Here is an 11262-nt window from a genome sequence, read left to right as displayed (position 1 = left end):
AAGGAGTGTAAAAGCTGCAAAAGAGACGATGAATAAACAAAAGTAACAGAAGTGCTACAAGAAATTGTAGCACTTTTTTATTTGGAAATAGAAAGGGACTTATTACATAGTTTTCCCTAAATGGAAAACATCATAAAACCCTGTGAATCCTTGATACATAAGAGAAATGCTGTGTTTTTTCGACTTTAGAGTGAAATAGGAATAATTTCATATTTTCAGAATAATCATTGACAGTGATAATCATTATCATTTATTGTTGTATTTGTTAATGAAAATCATTATCAATTGAATAAACAGGAGGATATGATATGTCAACGTCAACGAAACAACTTACATCAAACGAAATGCTGCTTGCTATGCAAAATGAACGTGAATCCAATGCAAGGTCTTATCCTAGACGCCTTCCTATTGCAATTAAACAWGCAAAAGGCGCCGTAATCACGGATATGGATGGAAAAGAATATATTGATTGTTTAGCAGGAGCCGGCACGCTTGCTCTGGGTCATAACCATTACGTAGTCCATGAAGCAATACAAGACGTTTTAGCAAAATCTATTCCTTTACATACATTAGATTTAACAACGCCTGTGAAAGAAGCTTTTATCGATGAAGTATTTGCTAGTTTGCCAGAACAATTTGCAAACAAAGCGAAAATACAGTTTTGCGGTCCAACTGGAGGAGACGCAATTGAAGCGGCTTTGAAGCTTGTAAAAACAGCAACAGGTAACCGAACGATTTTATCTTTTCAAGGGGGATATCACGGCTCCACGCACGGAACGTTAAGCATCAGCGGTACAACGAGTCCCAAAAAGCATATTCATGCGCTAGTGCCCGATACCCATTTTCTACCTTATCCATATGAATATCGCTGCCCGTTTGGCGTAGGTGCTGAAGGTCACACGTACATTAGTACGTACATTGAAAATATGCTGGATGACCCTGAAAGCGGAATTGTTACTCCGGCGGGTGTTGTAGTAGAAATTGTACAAGGAGAAGGAGGCTCTGTTCCGGCGCCGATTCCATGGTTAAAAGAGCTTCGCAGAATCACAAAAGAACGAAACATTCCGCTTATTGTCGATGAAGTTCAAACTGGAATTGGACGAACAGGAAAGCTGTATGCATTTGAGCACGCTGATATTCAACCGGATGTATTAGTGCTATCTAAAGCAATTGGAGGCAGCCTTCCTTTATCAGTCGTTCTATATGATAAAAAGCTGGATCAATGGGAAGCGGGTGCACATATCGGCACCTTTAGAGGAAATCAGCTTGCGATGGCTACAGGACAAGCCACTCTGCAATTTATAAAACAAGAAAACTTACCTGCACATGCTCATGAATTAGGAGCTTATATTCAGAGTCAGCTAAAGCATATTCAAAAGCAAGTATTCTCAATTGGTGATGTACGCGGAAGAGGTTTGATGCTGGGCATTGAAATCATAGACGCAACAAAGCCGGCTAATAAAATCGGCAGTCATCCTGCAAACGGTGAGTTAGCTAAGCTGATCCAAAAAGAATGTTTCGACAGAGGCGTCATTTTAGAAGTAGGTGGAAGACATGGTGCTGTTATTCGTCTGCTTCCTCCATTAATTTTAACGAAACAACAAACCGATGAAGTGTTAACAAGATTTGAAGAAGCGATAAAAGCAGCAGAAGAGAAGTGGGTGAATAAATAAAATGGCGCCGTTTGAAAAGTGGTTTTTATCATCATCCAAAGAAAGCCTCGAGAATTATGAAGCGATGATAGGCGGAATGACTGAGATGATTAAACGTCACTACCAGGAACTAAAATCCCCTTATACTCACATAGACGTTGACGAACTATCGAACTTAGTCAATCGTTCGGTCTATTTTAGCGAACACGAACAGCCGCTAGAAGATCTGTTTGATGACGTACAAGCCGTAGTGCTGGATCATTCGCTTCATATTTCGCATCCCGGGGCAATGGCGCACTTGCATTGTCCTCCGATTATACCGGCCCTTGCTGCGGAAGTGATGACTTCTGCTTTGAATCAATCTATGGACTCGTGGGATCAAAGTCCGGCAGCTACGTATATAGAAGATCAAGTGATTGATGAGTTAACACAACAAATTGGTTATCCAAGCTCTTCTTCCGGCGTTTTTACAAGCGGAGGGACTCAGTCGAATTATATGGGCCTTCTGCTTGCTCGTAATGAATATTGTCATGCTGCATTTTCCATTGATGTTAGTGAAGAAGGTTTACCGCTTCAAGCTAAAAAACTGCGGATTTTCTGCTCCGAAAAAGCCCACTTTACGGTGCAGCAATCTGCAGCTCAGCTTGGACTGGGCATGAATGCAGTGGTGAGTGTAAAGTGCAATGAAAGGCACGAGATGGATATAGAAAATTTAGAAGAAGCAATACGGGAAGTCAAAGCCCAGGGAAACCTTCCTTTTGCTGTTGTAGCAACGGCAGGCACGACGGATTTTGGAAGCGTAGATCCTCTTTTTGAAATGAGTAAGCTAGCTAAAAAAGAAGGGCTTTGGCTTCATGCTGACGCCGCTTATGGAGGAGCGCTGCTATTTTCACATAAATATCGTGAACGCTTAAAAGCTCTTGAACGAGCAGATTCTATTACGATGGATTTTCATAAGTGGTTTTATCAGCCGGTAAGCTGCGGCGCATTTCTAGTGAAGAATTCAGCAATGTTCAAACACATTCAGCTTCATGCAGATTATCTAAATCCCGAAGAAGATGAGCATGTACATTTGGTAGATCGCAGTATTCAAACGACCAAACGATTTGACGCCTTGAAGCTATGGCTGACTTTCCGTGCAGTAGGTACAAATGAGTATGGAAAAATGGTTGATCATACGATTGAAACGGCTAAGCAGACAGCTGAACATTTACGAAAGCAAAGGAATATTACGGTGTTAAATGATCCTTATATGAACGCGGTTGTATTTCGCTATGTGCCAGATACTTTATATAGTGATTGTCAAAAACAGCAGCATTATGAAAATAAGTTAAATCAGCGTATTCAGCAGCATTTATATGAAAAAGGCACTTTTATCATGGCAAAAACAAAGCATAAAGAGCAAACTTATTTAAAGCTAACGATGTTAAATCCTATGATTACAGTTGATTCTGTTGCCACTCAGTTAGAGGAAGTCGTGGCTTTAGGAAAAGAGTTGGAGAAAAAGGAGGAGCGATTACGTGAACGCTCAGTTATCGGCTAATTTTATTACTTTCCAGTAAAGTACCGTTCAGCTACCGGACGGCACTTGTTCTTTCCGGTCTTTTATTATCGCATTCAGAAAGAGGAGCTCAAGGAGTTAGATGTCGTCACTCTTTTAGCCTTTCTTTTAAAAGAAGTAACAGATCATTTACTACAGGTGAATGAGCTAATTGTACGTGTACTATTAAGCTACGAAAATATGAAATTGTTCATTGAAAAAAGACAGAAAGAGTTAGAAACGTGCTATAAATGGGACAAAACGTTCTTAGAATCTGAGCAGTCATTGCTTATTGGCCACCAGCTGCATCCGACACCTAAAAGCCGTCAAGGGATATTACCTGAAGAAGAAAAGGTGTTTGGGCCTGAAGTGAACGGCAAATTTCATCTTCATTATTTTAGAGCACATAAATCGCTTGTTACAGAACAGTCCGCCGAGAGTCAAACCGCTTCACAGCTTATTAAAGAGCAGTTGAAAAAAGATAAGAAGGTTTCTGAAGAATTCATACAGGTGTATTGCCAAGCGGACGATTATTCACTTATACCTATGCATCCGCTGCAAGCTCGTTATCTTTTAGGAAAAGAAGAAGTGTGTGAATGGATTCAAAAAGGCCGGCTTGCTTATCTAGGGCCACACGGTCAGCCGTTTTATCCGACTTCGTCTGTTCGAACCGTATACAGTGAAGATGCAGATGTGATGTACAAATTTTCTATTCCGGTGAAGATTACGAATTCACTGAGAGTGAATAAACGCAAAGAATTAAGCAGAGGTGTAGAAGTAAGCCGTTTATTGCAAGAAGGATTACAGGCGGAGCTTCAAGAAAATCATCCGGCTTTTCAAGTGATTGAAGATCCTGCTTACATCACGCTTGGAAAAAAGGAGCTTGGGTTTGAAGTCATGATTCGAAGCAACCCTTTTCAAGGTGAGCAAGGGAACCGTACAACACTCTTAGCAAGTTTGTGTCAAGATCATGTGTTTGGGAAAGCTTCTCAAATTGAAAATATCATTAATCATATTGCTTCAAGTGAAAATAGCACAAATGAAGACATAAGCAAGCGCTGGTTTAAACGCTATTTAGATGTTTCTTTTCATCCTATGATGTGGCTTTACACTCAAAAAGGAATTGCGCTGGAAGCTCATCAGCAAAATTCCGTTATTAAACTTGATGAAAACGGATATCCATCGGTGTTTTACTACCGTGACAACCAAGGCTATTACTTTATGAAATCAAAGGAACAAGAGCTTCGCAAGCTGCTTCCTTCCTTAAACGGAGAAAGCGATACGGTATGTGATGATGCTGTAGCAGAAGAAAGATTTCGTTATTACGTATTTTTTAATCATATTTTAGGATTAGTTAATGCTTTTGGTGCAGCTGGCCTCGTTCAAGAGTCAGATCTGCTATTGATTCTGCGACAAGAAATAGAGAGGTACAAAGAAAAAGATCATACGGGGCTTGTTTCATCGATGTTAGAAGAGAAAGTGCTTCCTTGTAAAGCCAATTTCTTAACGCGCGTTCATGATATGGATGAGCTGGTAGGCTCTCTTGAAACGCAGTCTGTTTATGTAAATGTTGAAAATCCTCTGTACGAATCTGCAGGTGTACGGGTATGAAATCAGCATTACAAACGCAGTATCCATTTATGATGCAGCAAAAGGAGCAGAGCATCACCTTTCGCTCTGTTTCTTTTGCAAAAGATTTCGAACGGCTGTACAAGTGGATGCATGAACCGCATGTTATTCCGTATTGGAATTTAAATATTTCAAAACAGGCGTATGAGCAGCATTTAAAAACATTTCTCGCTGATTCCCATCAAAAACTGCTAATTGGAGAAATTGACGGTGTACCTATGAGCTATTGGGAATCTTATACGGTCGACGGCGATATTATCAGTAACTATTACTCTTATGAAAAAGGAGATCAAGGGATTCATTTATTAATTGGAGAACCTGCTTTTTTAGGAAAAGGCTATATTTATCCGCTCCTTCTTAGTTTACTAAAGCACAAGTTCGAGGTAGCAGATACTGCTAAAGTAATAGCGGAACCAGATATACGAAATGAAAAGATGATTGCAGTATTTAAAAAATGCGGGTTTCAATTTATGAAAGAAGTGTCGCTGCCTGATAAAACAGGCGTACTGCTGAAATGTGAAAGAACAGTATTTGAAAGAAGGTGGAGCGAATGGAACAACGGGACATTTTAGACGTAATTGGAGTAGGAGTTGGTCCATTTAATTTAGGATTAGCAGCTTTAATTGATAAAACAGATTGTACATATAAATGTTTTGAACAAAAAAAGGAGTTTAATTGGCATCCAGGAATGCTTTTAGAAGGGACAACTCTTCAAGTTCCATTTATGGCAGACGTGGTCACGATGGTGGATCCGAAGAGTCCATACACGTTCTTAAATTATTTGCATGAGCATGAGCGCTTGTATCAGTTTTATTTCTTTGAGAAGTTTCATATCCCAAGAAACGAATACAATCATTATTGCCGCTGGGTAGCAAGCCAGCTGAGCGGGCTTGAATTTAACAGCACAGTAAAAGAAGTGAAAATGCATGAAGATGCTAAACCTTACTACGAAGTAATAGTTGAAAAAGAAGGGAGACTTCATACCTTTTACAGCTATCATCTTGTAACCGGAGTAGGTACACAGCCCGTAGTGCCAAGAGACTTTCAATCAGCAGCCAGCGATACGTTCTACCACTCCGCTCAGTACAAAATGAATCGTGAACAAACGCTGAAGGCTAAAAGTATTACCGTAATTGGCTCTGGTCAAAGCGCAGCTGAAATTGTCTATGATTTACTTCAACAGCAGCCTCAGTTTGACTATAAGCTGAATTGGTATACGCGCTCAAAGGGATTTTATCCGATGGAATATTCAAAGCTTGGCCTTGAACATTTTTCGCCTGATTATACCCGCTATTTTTACAGATTGCCCCAGGAGAAAAAAGAGGGCGTTTTACGAAATCAAGCTCTTTTATACAAAGGAATAAGCTTTGAAACGATCGGTGATATTTATGATTTGATTTACGAACGAACAATTGGAGGAAAAGAAGTGCCGCTAATGATGCGCGCGCTTACGGAACTTGCAGGCGTTGAAAAGACAAACGATACACATCTTCTTACTCTTCACCAATACGAGCAGGCCTCGTTTGAAAAAGAAGAAAGTGAAATTGTCATTATGGCCACGGGCTATCATGCAAAAGAGCCTTCTTTTATGGAAGGTTTAAAAGAACATTTGCTGTTTGATGAAAAAGGACAGCTGAAAATTAATGAACTCTATCAAGTTGAGATGAAGAAAAAAGGCGCCCCGCTATTTGTTCAAAACGGAGAACTTCATACACACGGGGTTGGAGCACCAGACTTAGGTTTAGGGGCTTATCGCAATGCTGTCTTGATTAATCAAATTGCAGGTAAAAACGTGTATAAAATATATAAAAATACTGTTTTCCAAAAGTTTGGGTTTTAAGAGATGATTTCTCCGCGCTTTGTTTTTATCTGTTTATTTATGACCATGACGTCGGAAGTGTTATTATCACCATTTTATCCGCAGTATTTTACAAGTGCTTTCCATGTAGATGGAGTTGCAATGACGTCTTTTTTTATTATTTGCTGCCGGATTGTGGTCATTGTTATGACTCCTTTATGGGGAATGCTGCTTAAGAAGTGGAAAGTAAAACATATAATCGTAGCGTCACTTCTAATGACAGCCTTAGTTAAAGTCATTCTGAGTGAAGTTTCTACTTTTTATGGGTTTTTAGCCACTTCGTTAGTATTACTTGTGTTTCAAAGCAGTTTATATCTTTTATACCCATATTTAGTAGGCGGCATGAAAAATGGACAGAAAAAGGCAAGTGCTGCAACAACCTATGTATTTATTGTTCATACGGCTATTATTGTCGCTAGCTTGTTTGGAAGTGCGATTATTGCATGGGAAATGCCGCTTAAAGTATATCAATACTTTGCTTTAGCTGATATGGTACTGGCCGTATGGCTCGTAACAAGAAAAGCTTCATCTTTTAAAAAAGAAAAAACACCAGCGTACACTCAAAGTATAAACGAACCTATTTTTTTCTATTTGCTGGCTATTTTCTTTTTTCACCTTGGACACAATGTCATTCGCCCGTATTTTACATTGTTTACAAGCGACACATATGGCATGAGCAGTCAAGGCAGCGCTTTGTTATATGTGATGCCGAGCATTATGGCGATCGTCTTAAAGCTTGCGATACCTACAAAGCTATTTAATGGAAAAGTTATACCGCTTTTTTATAGCGTAACGGGTGCTAGTGCTTTACTGCTATGTTTGCAAGCATATGCCGATCATCTCAGCATGTTTATTATAAGTCGAATTTTATATGGAGCCGGGTTTTATCTCAGCATGGTTATACTTGATATCTATTTATTTCAAAAAAGCAAAGAAGGAGCTGCTTACTATTACAGCTGGCTTATTGCTGTTCAAAATATTGCCCTGCTGATTGCACCGCTTTTAGCACTAGAAATCAGCAAAGTAAATTTAGCGCTTCCTTTAGCAGTTGGTGCCGCTGCTTTGCTAGCTGCTAGCGCTGTAATGCCGCTGCGCAATAAAACAATCCCTATTCTAAGACAAGTAAAGGAGAATGAAGGATGAAAATCAAAGAAACGAATCTTTCCGTATTTAATAAGCAATCATGGGAAAAAGCAAATCGCCAGCTTTTAGCTAAAATGCTGCAGGAATTCATGTATGAAAATATTATTGAGCCAAAACAGCTGCAAAAGCAGGGGGCGCTTGCCACGTATCGATGGGAAGACCACCGAGGCGTTACATATACATATCAAGCGAAACAGCGATTGTTTGACAGTTTTTCTATACTGCCAGAAAGTATTAAGCTGACATCTAAAGCGTCAACCCCTACATTTTCGGAGGCCTTGCAGCTGTTAATTAGCTTATCTGAAGACAAAGGAATGTCTAGCTCAACCGCAGGTCACTTAGCAAAAGAATATTTTCATACATTAATAGCAGACGTGCATTTGCAAAATCGAAAATCAGCTGATGAATTAGCAGGTATGGATTATGCGGAGCTAGAAGGTGAAATGACGGGACATCCTTGGATTACATACAACAAAGGGCGTATCGGATTTGGCTATGATGATTATCTGCGGTTTGCACCTGAGCAAAAACAAAAAATTCAGCTTTCATGGATTGCTGTAGCGAAGCAAATTTCTTCTTTTCATTCATTAGATACCCTCGGCTTCGATGATGTTATGAAACAGGAGCTAAGCGGTGAGACGCTAGCTGAATTTGAAAAAGAATTAACAAGCCAAGACCTTTTAGCAGCGAACTATTACTATATTCCCGTCCATGAATGGCAGTGGATGAACGTGATTGTTCCTTTATTCGCTGAATACATTGCAAATGATTTAATTATTCCGTTAGGAGAAGGTGAAGATCAATATTTTCCTCAGCAGTCGATTCGTACATTTGTGAATACAACAAACCGAGGTAAATATCATGTAAAGCTTCCCATGAGTATATTAAATACGCTTGTGTACAGAGGCCTTCCAAGTGAGCGGACGGTAATTGCTCCTCAAGTAACTCAGCACATAAAAGGCATACGAGATCGCGATGCGTTTTTAAAAGATACGTGCAAAGTAGGACTTTTAGGTGAAGTGGCTACGTTAAACGTAACTCAGCCAACGTTTGCTTCTATTAAAAACGCGCCTTATCAGTATTTAGAAATGCTGGGAGTCGTTTGGCGTGAAAGCATCTATCAAGAGTTAGAAGAAGGAGAGCATGCGATTACGCTAGCTGCGCTTTTACATGTTGACAGTAAAGGGAAAGCTTTAGTTTCGTCGTATATAGAAAAGTCGGGCTTAACTCCTGTCGAGTGGATTGATGCGTTAACCAGCGCTGTATTGCCGCCGCTTCTTCATTACTTATATCAATACGGTACTGTATTTTCCCCGCACGGTCAAAATACGGTACTGGTGCTTAAAAACAACAAGCCCGTTCGAATTATTATGAAAGATTTTGTAGACGACGTAAATATTAGCGATCAGCCGTTTGAAGAACTGCAGCAGCTATCTTTTGAATTGAAAGAAGTGTTGCGCAGCGAAGAGCCGGAAGGACTGACGCAGTTTATTTTAACAGGGTTATTTGTTTGTCACTTCCGCTATTTAGCGACTATTTTAGAAGAGCATGAAGGCGTAGTAGAAGCGGAGTTTTGGAAAAGTGTACGAGCAGAAATTTTACATTATCAAGCATCATTTCCACATTTGAAAAAACGATTTGAATTGTTTGATTTATTACGTCCAACCATTACGAAATTAACGTTAAATCGAAATCGAATGTTTGATTACGGATACGAAGATGACGGAGATCGTCCTCACGCAAGCGAATATGGAAAGGTACGGAATGCCTTGCATGAGGTGAGTGAAAAAGCTGTTCAATAATAAGGAAAAGCCGCTGGTGTTGTGTAGCGGCTTTTTTATGGTTAATTCAAAAGCAGGAAGCGAAGGGGATGAGCTGCAGCACTTTAGGAAACACTCATTTTAGGTATGTGTAGAACGTAAAGGTGAGTGAATGAACGATTTGATGGAGTAGATGTTAGAACAACAAGTACACAAGCTGAAGCAAACGTTTCGGCTTTCTTTTGTCAAAGTCTTATTTCAATGTCGCATCGCTACAAGGATAATGGTACAATTGTCTGTATATTTAAAAAAAGAGAGGGAATTACATGAAATCGCATATTCAAAAACATTTAACTTCATATAAAGAGAAATATAAAAATCGCGGTCGGCTGCTAATTAGCTGTCCGGACAAACCGGGTATTGTAGCCGCTGTGTCTACGTTTTTACATGAGCACGGTGCAAATATTGTAGAATCAAGTCAACATTCAACGAACCATGAAGGGGGTATGTTTTTTATCCGTTTCGAATTTGAATGTGAGGATTTATTAGCTAAAGAAGCAAAGCTAGAAGAAAGCTTCAAAAAAATTGCCGATACATTTTTAATGAACTGGCAGTTTACATATGCTCATAATTTGAAAAAAACAGCTATTTTTGTGTCAAAAGAGCCTCATTGTCTACTAGAGCTGCTGTGGGCATGGGAAAGCGGAGATTTGATGACAGACATCGCTGTCGTTGTGAGCAATCACGAAGATGCGCGCGAAGTGGTTGAATCATTCGGTATACCGTTTAAGCATATACCGGCGACAAAAGACATTCGCCAAGAAGCAGAAGCCAAACAACTGCAGGTATTAAAAGATTATAATATTGACGTGATTATTTTGGCGCGTTATATGCAAATTTTAACGCCGACTTTTGTGGCGGAAAATCCGTATCGTATCATTAATATTCACCATTCATTCTTACCGGCATTCATTGGAGCACGTCCATATGAACGCGCATATCAACGAGGTGTAAAATTAATTGGTGCTACGTCTCACTATGTAACAGACGACTTGGATGAAGGACCAATTATTGAACAAGATATTGAACGCGTGAACCACCGTGATGATGCGGATGACTTAAAGAAAAAAGGCCGCTTAATTGAACGTACGGTGCTCGCACGTGCTGTGAAATGGCACTTAGAAGACCGCATTTTAGTGCATGAAAACCGCACAATTGTATTCAATTAACAAAGACTAAGCTGTTGAAAAAGTAGTTTAGCCGAAGGAAGATCCGAACGATGAATCGAGATTCTTGAAAGAGAATGAAATTCGTTCGGATTTTTTTTATGGTCATGGTAAACGTAGATTTCATCTGTTTAGTTGCTTCTAGCGGTTGATTGGAGGCAAGGCGAAGACTCCTCTGGGAAAAGCGGAACAGATGAGACCCCGCAAGTGTAAGCGACGAGGAGGCTCATCGGCCAAGTCTTGCACGGAGATCAACCGCGGTGTCATAAGCGATTATTTAATTGATTTTGTTAGGTCTCATTCTTGTTTTTTCTAGGGGAATTGCGTATCTAAATGATAAAAAACTTTTCTGCATGAGCTGAGATTTAGTTGTTTACTTAGCTCGTGAACACTTATACAATAGAAAAGGACTTTTTAATAAAGGAAGTGTCGGAAGTGAAACAATATCTTGAAC

At 39.7% G+C, this 11262-nt stretch carries 8 protein-coding genes; all 8 read left to right on the top strand.

Going from position 1 to position 11262, the window contains the following annotated elements; all coding sequences use genetic code 11:
- Positions 1-308: 308 nt before the first annotated feature.
- The 8 genes from AC1DRF_RS10010 (at position 309) to purU (ending at position 10811) form a co-directional block, all read left to right on the top strand.
- The gene (locus tag AC1DRF_RS10010; RefSeq protein WP_477740674.1) at positions 309-1673 is read left to right on the top strand and encodes a diaminobutyrate--2-oxoglutarate transaminase; all 1365 of its coding nucleotides are present in this window, start codon (positions 309-311) and stop codon (positions 1671-1673) included.
- 1 nt (position 1674) lies between these two features.
- The gene (locus AC1DRF_RS10005; protein ID WP_477740673.1) at positions 1675-3195 is read left to right on the top strand and encodes a pyridoxal phosphate-dependent decarboxylase family protein; all 1521 of its coding nucleotides are present in this window, start codon (positions 1675-1677) and stop codon (positions 3193-3195) included.
- Between the two features lie 156 nt (positions 3196-3351).
- Positions 3352-4803, top strand: a complete 1452-nt coding sequence (locus AC1DRF_RS10000) for an IucA/IucC family protein (protein ID WP_477740672.1) — start codon at positions 3352-3354, stop codon at positions 4801-4803.
- Positions 4800-5393, top strand: coding sequence for a GNAT family N-acetyltransferase (locus AC1DRF_RS09995; protein WP_477740671.1), 594 nt, complete (start codon positions 4800-4802; stop codon positions 5391-5393). Before AC1DRF_RS10000 ends, AC1DRF_RS09995 begins: the two co-directional genes overlap by 4 nt.
- Positions 5372-6661: a lysine N(6)-hydroxylase/L-ornithine N(5)-oxygenase family protein gene (locus AC1DRF_RS09990; RefSeq protein ID WP_427075175.1), complete on the top strand. Its 1290-nt coding sequence runs from the start codon at positions 5372-5374 to the stop codon at positions 6659-6661. The genes AC1DRF_RS09995 and AC1DRF_RS09990 overlap by 22 nt, the downstream gene beginning before the upstream one ends.
- 3 nt (positions 6662-6664) lie before the next feature.
- The gene (locus AC1DRF_RS09985) at positions 6665-7822 is read left to right on the top strand and encodes an MFS transporter (RefSeq protein WP_377572535.1); all 1158 of its coding nucleotides are present in this window, start codon (positions 6665-6667) and stop codon (positions 7820-7822) included.
- A complete protein-coding gene (locus tag AC1DRF_RS09980; protein WP_477740670.1) occupies positions 7819-9624 on the top strand; it encodes an IucA/IucC family protein in 1806 nt (601 codons plus the stop codon). Before AC1DRF_RS09985 ends, AC1DRF_RS09980 begins: the two co-directional genes overlap by 4 nt.
- 284 nt (positions 9625-9908) lie before the next feature.
- Positions 9909-10811, top strand: coding sequence for a formyltetrahydrofolate deformylase (gene purU, locus AC1DRF_RS09975; RefSeq protein ID WP_427075173.1), 903 nt, complete (start codon positions 9909-9911; stop codon positions 10809-10811).
- Positions 10812-11262 lie beyond the last annotated feature (451 nt).

This window comes from Priestia sp. P5_B4, assembly GCF_056400385.1.
This window is presented reverse-complemented; position numbering and strand designations above follow the sequence as displayed.

Bases quoted from the DNA above. Each gene is read 5' to 3' on its own strand.
- AC1DRF_RS10005 (WP_477740673.1), top strand. From the start codon at position 1,675: ATGGCGCCGTTTGAAAAGTGGTTTTTATCATCATCCAAAGAAAGCCTC.
- AC1DRF_RS09985 (WP_377572535.1), top strand. From the start codon at position 6,665: ATGATTTCTCCGCGCTTTGTTTTTATCTGTTTATTTATGACCATGACG.
- AC1DRF_RS09995 (WP_477740671.1), top strand. From the start codon at position 4,800: ATGAAATCAGCATTACAAACGCAGTATCCATTTATGATGCAGCAAAAG.
- AC1DRF_RS09990 (WP_427075175.1), top strand. From the start codon at position 5,372: ATGGAACAACGGGACATTTTAGACGTAATTGGAGTAGGAGTTGGTCCA.
- AC1DRF_RS09980 (WP_477740670.1), top strand. From the start codon at position 7,819: ATGAAAATCAAAGAAACGAATCTTTCCGTATTTAATAAGCAATCATGG.
- purU (WP_427075173.1), top strand. From the start codon at position 9,909: ATGAAATCGCATATTCAAAAACATTTAACTTCATATAAAGAGAAATAT.